General features: G+C 35.5%; 15 protein-coding genes. 1 reads left to right on the forward strand and 14 read right to left on the reverse strand.

Annotated features, from left to right (window positions below; translation table 11 throughout):
• Positions 1 to 164 precede the first annotated feature (164 nt).
• From tsaB to ACYQ1E_RS09790, 14 genes are all read right to left on the reverse strand, one after another.
• Positions 165 to 863, reverse strand: a complete 699-nt coding sequence (gene tsaB / locus ACYQ1E_RS09725) for a tRNA (adenosine(37)-N6)-threonylcarbamoyltransferase complex dimerization subunit type 1 TsaB (protein ID WP_459878659.1) — start codon at positions 861 to 863, stop codon at positions 165 to 167.
• The gene (gene rseP, locus ACYQ1E_RS09730; protein ID WP_459878662.1) at positions 863 to 1936 is read right to left on the reverse strand and encodes an RIP metalloprotease RseP; all 1074 of its coding nucleotides are present in this window, start codon (positions 1934 to 1936) and stop codon (positions 863 to 865) included. Before rseP ends, tsaB begins: the two co-directional genes overlap by 1 nt.
• On the reverse strand, positions 1933 to 3144 hold the full coding sequence (dxr, locus tag ACYQ1E_RS09735) for a 1-deoxy-D-xylulose-5-phosphate reductoisomerase (protein ID WP_459878665.1): 1212 nt from the start codon (positions 3142 to 3144) through the stop codon (positions 1933 to 1935). The genes rseP and dxr overlap by 4 nt, the downstream gene beginning before the upstream one ends.
• Positions 3145 to 3710: 566 nt before the next feature.
• Complete coding sequence (locus tag ACYQ1E_RS09740; protein WP_459878668.1) at positions 3711 to 4505, reverse strand: phosphatidate cytidylyltransferase; 795 nt, start codon at positions 4503 to 4505, stop codon at positions 3711 to 3713.
• A gap of 37 nt (positions 4506 to 4542) precedes the next feature.
• A complete protein-coding gene (uppS, locus tag ACYQ1E_RS09745) occupies positions 4543 to 5247 on the reverse strand; it encodes an undecaprenyl pyrophosphate synthase (protein ID WP_459878671.1) in 705 nt (234 codons plus the stop codon).
• A 202-nt stretch (positions 5248 to 5449) separates the two neighbouring features.
• Positions 5450 to 5692: a type II toxin-antitoxin system BrnA family antitoxin gene (gene brnA / locus ACYQ1E_RS09750; RefSeq protein WP_459878674.1), complete on the reverse strand. Its 243-nt coding sequence runs from the start codon at positions 5690 to 5692 to the stop codon at positions 5450 to 5452.
• Positions 5667 to 5915: a BrnT family toxin gene (locus ACYQ1E_RS09755; RefSeq protein WP_459878677.1), complete on the reverse strand. Its 249-nt coding sequence runs from the start codon at positions 5913 to 5915 to the stop codon at positions 5667 to 5669. Before ACYQ1E_RS09755 ends, brnA begins: the two co-directional genes overlap by 26 nt.
• Positions 5916 to 6002: 87 nt before the next feature.
• Positions 6003 to 6557 carry a ribosome recycling factor gene (gene frr / locus ACYQ1E_RS09760; RefSeq protein WP_459878680.1) on the reverse strand — a complete coding sequence of 185 codons (555 nt, stop codon included), beginning with the start codon at positions 6555 to 6557 and terminating at the stop codon, positions 6003 to 6005.
• 590 nt (positions 6558 to 7147) lie between these two features.
• On the reverse strand, positions 7148 to 7912 hold the full coding sequence (gene pyrH, locus ACYQ1E_RS09765) for a UMP kinase (protein ID WP_459878683.1): 765 nt from the start codon (positions 7910 to 7912) through the stop codon (positions 7148 to 7150).
• 53 nt (positions 7913 to 7965) lie between these two features.
• On the reverse strand, positions 7966 to 8568 hold the full coding sequence (gene tsf, locus ACYQ1E_RS09770; protein WP_459878686.1) for a translation elongation factor Ts: 603 nt from the start codon (positions 8566 to 8568) through the stop codon (positions 7966 to 7968).
• Positions 8552 to 9364 carry a 30S ribosomal protein S2 gene (rpsB, locus tag ACYQ1E_RS09775; protein WP_459878689.1) on the reverse strand — a complete coding sequence of 271 codons (813 nt, stop codon included), beginning with the start codon at positions 9362 to 9364 and terminating at the stop codon, positions 8552 to 8554. The genes tsf and rpsB overlap by 17 nt, the downstream gene beginning before the upstream one ends.
• 151 nt (positions 9365 to 9515) lie before the next feature.
• Entirely contained in the window at positions 9516 to 10265 is a 750-nt protein-coding gene (locus ACYQ1E_RS09780) for a fumarylacetoacetate hydrolase family protein (RefSeq protein ID WP_459878692.1), read from the reverse strand.
• A gap of 85 nt (positions 10266 to 10350) precedes the next feature.
• The gene (locus tag ACYQ1E_RS09785) at positions 10351 to 12012 is read right to left on the reverse strand and encodes a ribonuclease J (RefSeq protein ID WP_459878695.1); all 1662 of its coding nucleotides are present in this window, start codon (positions 12010 to 12012) and stop codon (positions 10351 to 10353) included.
• Complete coding sequence (locus ACYQ1E_RS09790; protein ID WP_459878698.1) at positions 11976 to 12743, reverse strand: lysophospholipid acyltransferase family protein; 768 nt, start codon at positions 12741 to 12743, stop codon at positions 11976 to 11978. Before ACYQ1E_RS09790 ends, ACYQ1E_RS09785 begins: the two co-directional genes overlap by 37 nt.
• A gap of 228 nt (positions 12744 to 12971) precedes the next feature.
• Between ACYQ1E_RS09790 and ACYQ1E_RS09795 the strand changes: the two genes are divergently transcribed.
• Positions 12972 to 14447, forward strand: coding sequence for an outer membrane homotrimeric porin (locus tag ACYQ1E_RS09795; protein WP_459878701.1), 1476 nt, complete (start codon positions 12972 to 12974; stop codon positions 14445 to 14447).
• The last annotated feature ends 28 nt before the right edge of the window (positions 14448 to 14475 follow it).

Here is a 14475-nt window from a genome sequence, read left to right on the forward strand (position 1 = left end):
AGTCTCCTATAGTCATTGTTCTCTAAGACAAATAAAAAAGGGAGATAAAAGAAATGAGAATCAAATCGATTGTTAGTCTAGTTTTTTGCTTTGTCTTTTTTCTGACTCCTGGCTTATATGCAGAAGAAGTATCTTCCTGTAGTGCAAAAGTATTTTTTTAAGTTTTATATTAATCCTCTATTTTTAATAATCTTATGAAGGTTTTCTTCTGCATCAGAGGGTCTTAAATATAAAGGTTTGGGGATGTTAGTTGAATATTCTATTTTCTCAGCATATTTTGCTAATGAATTTATAGAGGGCCTATCATAAATAGGATCTAAGATCGTTATATCCATATCTTTAAAAAAATCTGAATATCTCCTTACTCCACTACCAAAAATTTGAGTCTTTTTATAAGAGGTTATTAATTCTTTTACCTGAGATGCATTTAAAATATTTAACTCTGTTAATGGGGTAATGGGATCTGGGCCTGAAAATCCCTGAACATAAAAAAGGTCTATTTTGGCATATTGAACTACAAAAATAGTCCCTTTTAAAAAACAAAAGGCATTAAAGGCAAGGAGATCTATGTAATTTATTGCACCAATTGGAATATTTTTGGTAATGGATATTGGAGTAAGAATGGATAAAGAGATCCTTAGGCCAGTAAATGACCCTGGACCCACAACGCACGCTATTTTTTCGATAGATTCTAAAGATACCTCAGCTAATTCCAGACTCTGTTTTATCATTTTAGGGATCAGCACAATGCCCTTTTTTTGTGAGTTAGTTTCTAAACCAGCGTAAAATTCACCATTTTTTGTCAATGCTACTTGAATTATGTCTTCTGCAGAATTTACGCATAGGGTGAGTGTTTTTTCCATTATTTTATATTTGGCCCTATTAGTCTATTTAAGTCATTATATACAGCGAGCATCATCAATCCAATAAGGATCCCAAGCCCTATTTTCATAGCAAATTCTTTAAGTTGAGGGCTTAAAGGTTTTTTTGTAATAATTTCAAGAGAATAGAATAATAAGTGGCCTCCATCAAGCACTGGAATAGGAAGGAGATTTAAAAGTCCTAGGTTTATGCTGATTAGTGCAGTTAAGGCGAGGAGGTCGAAAAATCCAGCCTTGGCTTGAGAAGAAACGAGCTGGGCAATCATAATTGGTCCGCCGATATTTTCAATGGGAACTACTCGCTCAATTAGCTTAACTATCCCTTCAATAGTAAGTTTTATAACAACCCATGTCTGTTTAAAGGAAAGAACTACAGCCTCTTTGGCACTCAAATTGATATGTAACCACTTATTGGATGCTATTATTCCAACTCTGTTAACCTTTATTTCTTCTCCAAAAATGTTTTTGGTCTTTTCTACCCTGGGTGTGATTTTTACCAACAGGGTTTTGTGTGCTCTTTTTATTTTAAATTTCAAAGGAAATTTTTTTTCATTTGATACAATATCTACTATATCATCCCAATAAGTTACAGGTCTGCCGTTTATTTCAATAATTTTATCTCCTTTTTTGAGCCCAACAGCATGGGCAGGGGAGCCTTCTACTACACCGCCAATTTCATTGGTAAGCACTTGTTGACCAACATTTAAAAATACCAAAAAATATAGAATCCACGCAAGCAAGAGATTAAAAATAGGTCCGGCTGCTACAACCAATATCCTGTGTAATGGTGGCCTCTTTGAGAAGTCTTCTGCATCTGAAAATCTTGGATCAAAGTCGTCTTGTTCTTCTCCAAAGAGCTTAACATATCCTCCAAGGGGAAATGCTGAAATTTGCACATCAGTTCTATTTACTCTAAATCCCAAAATTTTTTGACCAAACCCAATAGAAAAGGTTTTAACTCCTATCCCTAAAGCTTTTGCCACTAAAAAATGTCCCAATTCATGGAAAAAAATTAACACTCCAAGAACAAATATAATTGCCCACACAGTGGTCATTTTGTCTCTAACTCCTTTATTAATTTTACTGCTAACTCTCTTGTGTATGCATCAATCTCTAAAATATCTTCTAATGTTGAGACAGTGCTTGATGTATGTCTGTCTAAAACCATTTTATTTAATTCCACTATATCCAGAAACTTAAGTTTTCCTGACAAAAAAGCCTCGACTGCGACTTCATTTGCAGCGTTTAAGGCAATTACATAACTTTGTCCAGCTTCTAAGGCCATTTGTGCTAATTTTAGCATAGGAAACAATTTGGTATCAGGTTTAAAAAAACTAAGTGTGCCAATATCAAATATGTCCAATTTCTCCCAATTAAAATTAATTCGTTTAGGATAACTAAGACAGTATGCTATAGGGAGTTTCATATCAGGTAGACCCATCTGGGCAATAATTGATCCGTCACAAAATTCTACCATTGAATGAATTATACTTTCCCTGTGAATGGCCACCTCGATTTTGTCTAAATGTACTCCAAACAAATAATATGCCTCTATTACCTCAAGTCCTTTGTTCATAAGGGTTGCAGAGTCAATGGTTATTTTGGGACCCATTGACCAATTTGGATGTTTTAAGGCCATTTCTTTTGTAACATTCTTTAAAAATTCTTTATCTTTACCAAAAAAAGGCCCACCTGATGCTGTTAAAATTATTTTATTAACTTCTCCTATATCCCTGCCTGCAATGACCTGGAAAATTGCGTTATGTTCAGAATCTATGGGCAGGATGGCAGCACCAGTTTTTTTACACAATTTTTTTATAATAGGCCCTGCCAGCACCAAAGATTCTTTGTTTGCCAGGGCAACCACCTTTCCCTTTTCAACGGCTTTAACTATTGGTCTGAGCCCTGCTGCACCGCTTATGGCAAGGATTATTATGTGAGCTTCTTCTAGTGTTGCTAATGTGTTATATCCATCTATTCCAGTAAGTATCTGGGGTCTATAGTCTTGAGGTAAGAATTCTTTTAAAGGTTTTATAAGATCTTCATACTTTACACAGAGATATTTGGGTCTGAACTTTATTGCCTGCTCTGCCAGCTTATAAATATTTTCTCCTGCACCAAGGGCACTAACAGAAAAAATATCCCTTTTTTTTTCAATTACTTCTAAGGTGCTAATGCCAATAGAGCCAGTGCAACCCAATATGGAAATATTTCTCTTTTCTGGTAAACTATATACTTTATCTAAAGACGATATATATTCCATTTTTTCACCAATTTTGGGTTTATTGTTTGGGTTTGGGGGTTTATTGGGTTTATTGAGTTCAACTCTTAACACTTAACTCATTAACTCATAAATCCATACACCCATTAACCCATATACAATTGACCCACTATGTTCTATCTGTCTTAAACATTGAACCTTGAACGTTGAACCCCTTTTTACCACTATTCCCACTTTCTTCAACTACCTTGTTCTTAAGTTCTATGTTCAATGTTCAATGTTCTATGTTTGTGGGTTTATTGAGTTCAACTCTTAACACTTAACTCATTAACTCATAAATCCATACACCCATTAACCCATATACAATTGACCCACTATGTTCTATCTGTCTTAAACATTGAACCTTGAACGTTGAACCCCTTTTTACCACTATTCCCACTTTCTTCAACTACCTTGTTCTTAAGTTCTATGTTCAATGTTCAATGTTCTATGTTTGTGGGTTTATTGAGTTCAACTCTTAACCCTCAACCCCTACACCCATTAACTCATTCACCCATTCACCCATTAACTCATTAACCCATATACCCATAACCCCTTTCTAATTCTTGTTAATTTATGTTTATAAAATATCTTGTAAAAATAATATAAATAGGACATACAAACAAAAGGCTGTCTATGCGATCTAAAATGCCACCATGGCCTGGTAAAATAAATCCTGAATCTTTAATATTTAAATGACGCTTTATAGCTGATTCAAATAAATCTCCAAATTGTGCTCCAAGATTCAAAATCGTTCCAAAAAAAAAGAGGTAATACCAGGAAAGTGAAAAAAATAGTTCTCCATAGATTAAAGAAAACAACCAACAACTAAAAAGACTTCCAAGAGAACCCATCCATGTCTTTTTAGGACTAATCCTAGGCCAGAGTTTTTTTTCTCCAAAAAATTTACCTGAATAATATGCACAGGTATCAGATACAATTGTTATACCTAAGATAAACACTATATCCTTTCTTGGGACCTTCTGAAAAAATTGAAGTACATACGGAATATAAATAATACCCAAAAAAATCAGCTGAATATGTATCCATGGTATAGGAGAATTTTTTTTTCCATAAATGAATAAAAACAAGAGATTCAATATCCAAAAACAAGAGATCAACAAAAATTCAGGGGAAATATGAATAAAATCATGAAATACAACTAAAAAGCAGAAAAGAACTGCCAAAATTTTAAAATTTAAATGATTATTTCTCCAGAATAAGGATAAAAATTCAAAAAGTGCGAGGGAACTTACCAAAAATATCAATACTTGCAAAAAAAAATTTGATCCAAACAGGATAATCCAGCCAACAATAGGAAGAATAATTATGCTGGTTAAGATTCTTTTTTTATGTGGGCTCATACTTTTAGTTCCTTAACCACCTAAATACAAAGCTAAATTAAATGCCACCAAATCTCCTCTGTCTTTTAGCAAAATCATCCAGGGCCTTGTGGAGATCTTGTTCAGTAAAATCTGGCCAAAGTACAGGGGTGAAATATAGCTCAGAATAGGCAGCCTGATAAAGTAGATAATTTGATAGACGTATTTCTCCACTGGTTCGAATAATCAAATCAGGGTCAGGTTGCTCCCTTGTGTACAAGAAATCTTTAAAGCTTTCTTCATTCAAACTTTCTGGGTCTATTTCCTGTTTTAGGATTTTCTTTATTGCAAATATTATTTCATCTCTTCCAGAATAGTTTATCGCAAGATTTAATACCATCTTATTACAATCTTTAGTTTTTTTTAAAGTAAATTCAATGGCCTTTCGTGCAGCAAAGGGAAGTTTTGTATAATCTCCCAATATATTTAATTTTATTGATTGTTCTTTCAGGGATTTATATTCTCTGTTTAAGAAATCCACAAGTAATTTAAAAAGGAAATTTACTTCATCCTTTGGTCTTTTCCAGTTTTCTTTGGAAAAGGTGTATAGTGTTAAATATTTTATGTTTAATTTCCTGCATTCTTCTACTATTTTTTTGGCCACCTTTGTCCCTTCTCTATGACCTTCATATCTGGGTAAACCACGTTTTTTTGCCCATCTTCCATTACCATCCATTATAATGGCAAGGTGGGTAAGTGGAGGTTTGCTTTTTGTGTCATTCATATCCACTTTTTTCCTCTGCGTAACGTCTTTTTATAGTTTTTTATTTCCCTACTTATGGCTAAAAAATAAATGAAAACGTATAAAGAGCTTCTCTTTATTTCTGTCCGATGACCCCGGTCACTTGTCGACATAAAGCAAACTCAAATGCACACTGATATAACAGCAAGTGCCCCAATTATTAGCCCATTCTTTACCCTTAATCTTAAGCGGAGGTATTATATAAACGCTCAGCAATCCATACTTTTATTATAGATTCTCTAGTCACACCAAGACGTTTGGCTTCTCTATCTAAACATTTTATCATCCATAAAGGAAGTTCAACATTTATTCGTTTCAATTCAAGAGCAGGTCTATGTGCTTGTGTCATATCTAAATATTCTAAAATATCTTCTCCATTATCAAATCTTTTATCAAATTCTTCAGCTGTTATATATTTCTTTTTCATTTTTTCTTGCCCTTCTTACAGAAATTATCCTTATTTTATCAGAACGGTAAGTAAAAATTGCAGACCAATATTCGTCTTTTATCCTACCGATTAACAAATAGCGTGGTTCATCTACATATCTTGCGGGTATTTCTACTCTATATGGATCTTCCCATAATTTTTGAGCTTCTACAAAATCAATTCCGTGTTTTTCTTTATTTTTTTTTGTTTTTTTGAGGATCAAATTCAAATTCCATAATTATGACTTATATGTTTTTATCATCATTGCAAAATAATTTCTAAAATTTCAGATTTTAGGCCGAACATCTTGCTATATTTCCATAATTTCTTTTTCTTTTTCCTTAAAAATTTTATCTACTTTTTCTATGTATTTATCAGTAATTTTCTGGATTTCATCCTGACCATTGTATAAGTCATCTTCTGTAATTTCCTTGTTGTTTTTCATCTTTTTTAGAGTTTCATTTCCTTCCCTTCTAATATTTCTAATGGCAATTTTTGCCTCTTCCCCATATTTTTTTGCCACTTTCACAAGTTCTTTTCTCCTCTCCTCAGTTAAAGGGGGAATATTTATCCTGATCATTTTTCCGTCGTTTACTGGAGTTAGCCCTAAATCAGATTTCATAATACCCTTTTCAACATCTCCCATGGCATTTTTGTCCCAGGGCTGGATTGCTATTGTCCTGCTGTCTGGAATAGAAATAGATGCCAATTGTTTTAATGGAGTAGGGGTATTGTAGTAGTCAATGATAATATCTTCTACTAAAGAGGCAGACGCCCTACCAGTCCTTAATTTGTTAAAGTCTTTTTTTAGTTTTTCTACTGCCTTTTTCATCCTGTTTTCACAATCTTTAAATACTTTATCCATCACACACCTCCTTTTACCACTGTTCCCCCTTTCTTCAACTACCTTGATCTAAGTTCTACGTTCAATGTTCTAAGTTCTATGTTCTAAGTTCTATGTTTGTGGGTTTATTGAGTTCAACTCTCTAACCCATACACCCATTAACCCATTAACCCCTCTACAATTCACCCACTATGTTCCATCTGTCTTAAACGTTGAACCTTGAACCTTGAACCTTGAACGTTGAACCCCTTTTTACCACTTTTCCCCCTTTCTTCAACTACCTTGATCTAAGTTCTACGTTCAATGTTCAATGTTCAATGTTCTATGTTTGTGGGTTTATTGAGTTCAACCCTCTAACCCATACACCCATTAACCCATTAACCCCTCTACAATTCACCCACTATGTTCCATCTGTCTTAAACGTTGAACCTTGAACCTTGAACCTTGAACGTTGAACCCCTTTTTACCACTTTTCCCCCTTTCTTCAACTACCTTGATCTAAGTTCTACGTTCAATGTTCAATGTTCAATGTTCTATGTTTGTGGGTTTATTGAGTTCAACCCTCTAACCCATACACCCATTAACCCATTAACCCCTCTACAATTCACCCACTATGTTCCATCTGTCTTAAACGTTGAACCTTGAACCTTGAACGTTGAACCCCTTTTCACCACTGTTCCAACACTTTCTCCAAGCACAACTCTTTTTATATTGTGTCGCCTAAGGAGATTGAATACCACAATGGGTAGTCCATTGTCCATACATAAAGATATAGCTGCTGAGTCCATAACTTTTAGGCCTTTTTTTAGGACATCCATATAGGATATTTGTGAAAATTTTTCTGCATTTTTATCTTTTTCTGGGTCCTTGTCATACACCCCATCTACTCTTGTGGCCTTAAGCAAGGCATGGGCCTTTAGTTCCATAGCCCTTAAGGCTGCAGCTGTATCTGTGGTAAAATATGGATTTCCTGTTCCTGCAGCACAGATTACGATCCGTTTTTTTTCAAGGTGTCTGAGTGCCCGTCTTCGTATGTAAGGTTCAGCCATTTCTTGCATCCTTATAGCTGTCATAAGTCTAGTAGGAAGACCAAGACTCTCCAATCTGTCTTGGAGTGCCAGTCCATTTATAACAGTTGCCAGCATTCCCATGTAATCTGCTTGGGCCCTGTCCATCCCTTTGGCTGATGTTGAGACCCCTCTAAATATATTTCCTCCTCCAATAACCAGGGCAATCTCTACTCCCATATTTGCAACCTCTGCAATATCATTACAAATATTATCAATTGAAGTTAAGTCAATACCATATTTTTTTTCTCCAGCCAGGGCTTCTCCACTTAGTTTTAATAAAATTCGTTTGTACAATATTTTTCCCATGTCCAATTGGCTCCCTTGATTTTGCAAAAAAAAAGGGCCCTAAAGGCCCTTTTTTAATCCAATTTTTCTCCTACTTCAAATCGCACAAACCTGCGAATTACAATCTTTTCTCCTAAAACAGAGACAAGTTCGTTTAAAAGATCCTGAATAGATAAGGAGTCATCCCTGATATATGGCTGTTCTAAAAGACAAACCTCTTTGTAAAACTTCTTTAATTTACCTTCCACTATCCTTGGAATAATATTCTCAGGTTTTCCCTCTTCTTTGGCTTGATTGGCATAGATCTCTTTTTCCTTTTCCAGCACCTCTTGGGGAATATCTTCTGGGGAAATATACTGGGGAGAAGATGCTGCTATTTGCATAGCAATATTTTTTGCAAATTCCTGAAATTTGTCGCTCTTTGCAACAAAATCAGTTTCACAATTTATTTCAACCAATACCCCAATCTTTCCATTCATGTGGATGTATGATCCAATCATTCCTTCAGAGGCTGTTTTTCCTGCCCTTTTTTGCGCCTTGGAAAGGCCTTTTTGCCTGAGCCAGGCAAGGGCCTTTTCTTCATCCCCCCCAGATTCTAAAAGTGCCTTTTTGCAATCCATCATTCCGGCACCTGTTTTGTCCCTTAATTCTTTGACCATTTTAGCTGTTATCTTCATTTTTATTGTCCTCCTCTTGAATTTTTTCCATATTTTCCTCAGTTTTTTCTTCTACTATTTCCTCTTCACCCTTTTCCTGTTTTTCCTTTTCTGCTTCAGCCTCCATCTCCTTTCTTCTGGCAGCACCTTCAATACATGCATCTGCAATTTTGGATGTAAATAATTTTATAGCTCTGATTGCATCGTCATTTCCAGGGATAATATAGTCAATCACATCTGGGTCACAATTTGTATCAGTTATAGCCACAATGGGAATGCCAAGTTTATTAAATTCCCTAACTGCATTTTCTTCTTTTTTTGGATCCACAATAAATCCTGCCTCTGGATAATCCTCCATATCCCTGATGCCACCAAGTGCATTTTGCAATTTTCTTAGGATTCTCTCCATCCTGATTATTTCTTTTTTTGGGAACTTATTTATTGAACCATCTTCAAACATCTGTTCAAGTTCCTTCATCTTGTCAATACGCTGCTTAATTGTCTTAAAATTTGTGAGTGTTCCCCCAAGCCATCGATGGACTACGTAAAACATCCCACATCGCTCAGCTTCTTCTTTGACTATGTCCTGGGCCTGTCTTTTGGTACCTACAAACAGCACCTTACCTCCATTTGCAACAGCGTCTGAAATAAACTCATAGGCCCGTTCAAAAAGCGGAATGGTCTTTTGTAGATCAATAATATGTATGCCCTTTCTTGAGCCAAAGATAAAGGGCCTCATCTTGGGATTCCAACGTCTTGTCTGGTGACCAAAGTGTACCCCTGCCTCTAACATCTCTTTCATTGTGATTCTTGCCATAATACCTCCTTTGGGTTTTTCCTCCACCCATGCAAAACCGTACCTACTGTTGTAGGACCCAAAGGTTTATGCCATGGGTGTGTGTTTTTTGCACGTAAAAGGTGACTTTTAGACGAAAAAAAAAGACTTTGCAAGACAAAAAATTGGCTTTTTATTTCTCTTCTACTACCTTGTTTATAAGTGTTCCAAGTCCTTCAATTTCTATGTGAACTTCATCACCTGGTTTTAATTCTCCTACACCTGGAGGAGTACCAGTTAATATAACGTCTCCAGGCAAAAGTGTCATGATCGACGATATAAAGCTTACAAGTTCAAAAGGGGTAACTATCATATCAGATGTTTGACCTTCTTGTTTTAATTCTCCATTAACAATTGTCTTTATAGTTAAATCGTCCATATGTCTAAATTCGGTTTCAATCCAGGGGCCAACTGGACAAAAGGTGTCAAAGCCCTTGGCTCTGGTCCACTGGCCATCCTTTTGTTGTAAATCCCTGGCTGTAACATCATTGGCGCAAGTAAAACCAAAAATATAATCTGGAGCATCCTTTGGAGAGACATTTTTACACTGTTTTCCTATTATTACAGCAAGTTCGCCTTCATAATGAACACTTTTTGACATTTTAGGATAGACTATTTCTTCGCCAGTACCAATTATTGAAGATGGTGGCTTCAGAAAAAGAACAGGCTCCTCTGGAATCTCCATATTAAGTTCCCTTGCATGGGCTTTATAATTGAGGCCCACACATATGATTTTTGATGGCACTACCAAAGGTAAAAGCTGAATATCCTTCAGTGGAATGGTCCCAAACTGTTTTGCTTCTTTGTCTAATGGATAGACCTTTTGATCTGTTAGTGCTCCATAAAAAGTTTTGCCCCTGTAAAAAACTCTTATTAATTTCATTGTAGCCCCTTTTTTATATAGTTTCTTAATTTGCAATTTGTGAGTAAAGAGCGAACAATTCTCACTTCGGTCCATAGCATCAAAATCAAACCGTAATAATAACTGGGATTACAACAGGGTCCCTCTCTAATGTCCGTCTAAAGTATCTTCTTAGAGAATTTTTAATTTTTTTCTTTAAATTGGACTTGGAGATTTTCCCTGATTTATTGTAAATGTCCAGTACTATTTTTTCCGCATCTTCTAGAATGTATGAATACTCCTGTTCAAATATAAATCCTTTAGATTGGAGTTTTGGACCTATTAAAATCTCTCCATTATTTTCATCTATCACCAATATTAGTAAAACCATTCCTTCATCAGCGAGTAGCTGTCTTTCTTTTAAAATTGTAGTGCCTACATCTCCTACACCTTTTCCATCTACAAGTATAGCATTTGCTGGAAAGGGATCTTCTAATTTTATCCCCTCTGGATAAAAAGTTATTGGGTTTCCATCTTCTAAAATAAGTGCCCTCTCAGGTGCAACGCCACATTCAATTGCCAGGTTCTTATGTTTTACAAGATGCCTATATTCACCGTGAATAGGGATAAAGAATTTTGGTTTCACAGTGTTTAACATGATCTTTAATTCTTCTTTGTGGGCATGCCCTGATGCATGTACATCCTGTACTTTTTCATATAACACCTCGGCACCAAGCTTGTACAGCTTATTTATTACTGACGTAATTGCCTTGGTGTTTCCAGGAATAAATCTAGATGACATTATAACAGTATCTCCCTCATGAATTTTTAATTGTCTATGGGAGCCCTCAGCAAGGCGGGTCAATGCTGACATGGGTTCTCCCTGGGAGCCTGTTACTAAAAGTACTATTTCTTCATCTTTTAATTTATCTAAATTTTCTAAAGGAATCAAATAATCTTCATCTAATTTAAGGAGCCCTAACCTTCTTGCTATATCCACATTTGACTCAAGGCTCCTTCCGCAAATAGCCATTTTGCGGTTTAAACTTTTAGTTAACTCAAAAATTTCCTGGATTCTCTGTATATGGCTTGAAAATAGGGTTATTAATATCCTGCCCTTAGCAATCTTAAAAATTTTCTCCAAAGAGGCCATAACCTCCCTTTCTGTTAGGGCAAAACCATCTAATTCCACATTGGTTGAGTCTGATAAAAGGAGCATAACTCCGTCTTTAGAAAATTCAGATATGCCCTCTAAGTCTGTTTTATGATTACCTAAGGGTTTTTGATCTATTTTAAAATCTCCACTGTGAACTATCTTTCCAACAGGAGTCTCTATCCCCAGACAATAACCCTGAATAATAGAGTGACAAACGGAAAAAAAATGAAAAATAAAATCACCTATCTCTACTTTTTCTCTGGGTACTATTTCTTTTAAAATAAGCTTGTTAGGATCTGATAAATTATAGTCTTTCACCTTGTTTTCTATAAGAGCAAGAGTAAATTTAGAACCATAGATGGGCACTTTTATGTCTCGAAGGAGCCAGGGAAGTGCTCCAATATGATCCTCATGACCATGTGTTACCACTATTGCCTTTAAGTTGTCTTTTTTGGAAATAATAAAATCCAGTCTTGGAATGACCACGTCCACCCCATAGTGAAATGTATCAGGGAACATAAGGCCACAATCAATTAAGACCCCTGTTTCTTGTGTTTCCAGATATAGGCAATTTAAACCAATCTCTCCAAGGCCTCCTATTGGATATATAGTGACTTTTTTTCTTTTACCCATTTAATCAACTCCAGATACTTTTCTTGCATATAAATTTGCGTGTTGTTTTTTAGTTCTTCCCGCTGTTTTATAGAATATTTTTTGGGCCAATCTAAGGGTTTATGTACCCTTATATACACCTTTGATGGTCTGACAAAAATATTGCCTCTTGGCAGACATTTGTTTGTTCCATAAATTGTTATTGGCACCATCTCAAGGCCAAGTTTTATTGCCAAAATAAAAGGACCAACCTGGAAATCGAGTAATCTATTCTCCTTTATATTTCTTGTACCTTCTGGAAAGATAACAACAGATTCTCCTTTTTTTAAGGTCTCAACCGCCTTATTTAAATCCCTTAAAGCCTTTCTTTTATTTTTTCTGTGTATAGGGATATGACCTACTGCCTTCATTCCCCATCCAAATACAGGGATTTTAAAAAGAGAATCCTTTGCAATAAATCTTGGTGAGAAATCTTTCAAGGTTTTCATAATTATTGGGATGTCAAGAAGAGAAAGGTGATTTGAAATAAAGATATAACATTTATTTTTATCTAATTGAGTGGATTCACACACAATGTCAATTCCCGCAGACCAGATAACCACCTTTGACCACATATATTCAATTTTTTTTATTAAGGGAGATTTTTTTGAAAAAACAGTGATGATTATAACTAATAGTCCACCAATAATAGTTGAAACAACCACACAGGGAATAAAAATTAGATTTTGCAGGATGTATTTTATCTTGTGCATAAGGGTTTACTAAAAAAGAATTTTAATAGATTGAAATATAGATTTTTTTTAAAAAAAAAGCAACTTAAACATGAGTGTTCAAACAACGTTAAGTTAAAAAATTTTTACCGTAAAAATTTTTTAACTTTCTGCAAAATTTTGCTTGATTTTCTCCTAAACTCGTTTATATATTGTTTTCAGTTAGTGGCGTCAGGTTTGGTTAAAAAATGCAAAAGGAGGTAGGTTGGTATGAAGAAATTATTTTTGGCATTGCTAGCAGGGGTGTTCGTCCTCTCTTATGCCTTGAGCGCCTCTGCAACAGAGCTTAAAACCTATGGTTATTTCAGGGCCTATGTATCTCATGTTACAAACTATAATTTTGATGACGATACAGACGAAAATGAATTTACTGCAGCTCAAAGACTCAGACCTTATTTTGATTTTATTGCCAATGAGAATTTAAAGGCAACTTTGGCTCTGGAATACGACACCACATGGGGTAAGAAATCAAGGAATGCTTTAGGGGATGCTGGTGGTGCAGCTGGAATGGATACTACTACTAATACAGAGTTAAAGAGGGCTATGCTTACTTTTAAATGGCCAAATACAAATATCCTCTTTAAAATTGGTGCCCAGGGAATGTCTCTACCTGGAACATTTGGAGGAGAGCTTAACCGTGAAGGAGGGGTTAGTCCGGTATTTAATGGTGACATTACTGGCGCAATTGTAAGTGCTCAAATAAATGATATGTTTGGCATAACCTTTGGATGGGCAAGACCATGGGTAAATGAAGATGATAATGCACTTATAGGCTCTGAGTCAGATGAAAATATAGATGCCTTCTTCTTGACTGTGCCAGTGAGAATTGAAGGTACACAAGTCACACCTTATTTCTTATATGCAACTATAGGTGACAGGGCTTACCCAGCAGAAGGTCAGGTATTTCTTCATTCAGGTGGACTTCAGGCCTATTATAATACAGGAACTTTGAAAGAAGATGATTCAGATCTCTGGTATGCTGGAATGTATTATGAAATTTCAATGTTTGAGCCTATAGTTGTTAAAGGTAACATTATATATGGGAAACTGGATAGCGATATTGAATATAGAAATGGTGCCAGGAATGAAGATGAAATTGGTGAGAGAGAGGGTTGGTATGTGGATCTGGCCATTGATTACAAGATGGATTTCATGACACCTTCTTTGTACGGATACTATATGTCTGGAGATGATGATGATCCTTGGGATGGAAGTGAATGTATCCCTATCCTTGCAAGTGATGGATGGGGCACACCAGGAGGCTTTGCTATTGGAGATACCACTTTTTTTGATTTCAATGACAATAACTATGGATTGGTACAAGAATCTCCTACCGGACTTTGGCTAATTGGTTTTGCTTTAAAAGACATTTCTTTGATTGAGAATCTAAAATCCACCTTTGCCATTGAATATGGAAAAGGTACTGTTGACAGTGACTTGATTAAAAAATATGGTTCAGACTATGTTGCTCAGATAGATGGTAATTATGTGTTAACTGATGAAGATTCTTTTATCCAGGTAATGCTCACTAACAAATATAAAATCTATGAAAACCTTGCAGCAGTTTTAGAGCTCGGATATGCATCTTTAGATATGGATGACGACACATGGGAAAATCGGAAGGGTAAAGATTACTTAGACGATGATGCTTATCTCGTAACATTCGGTTTTACCTATGACTTCTAATTTAGGTTAAATTATTACCTGGCGCCAC

The organism is Desulfothermus naphthae (assembly GCF_054657475.1).